This window comes from Streptomyces pseudogriseolus (assembly GCA_002154585.1).
Lineage (GTDB): Bacteria > Actinomycetota > Actinomycetes > Streptomycetales > Streptomycetaceae > Streptomyces > Streptomyces pseudogriseolus.
The window spans coordinates 956-1156 of the sequence record MUNG01000552.1; positions in this window are offsets into that span (position 1 = coordinate 956).

The following is a 201-nucleotide window of genomic DNA, read 5'->3' on the forward strand; positions in this document are numbered from 1 at the left end:
TGGACCGCGCGCGGGCCCGGGCGTGGACGTACGGGCGGGTGCTCCAGAACTGCCTGTGGGAGACCGAGGAAGGCCGCCCGCTGGACCAGGCCGACCTGGAGATCGCCCGCCGCCTGCGCGGCCGTACGGCATGACGAAGGGCGACGCAAGGAGACGCAAGGAGACGCGGGGCAGGAAAAACCCGGGCCGGAGACGGTCCGG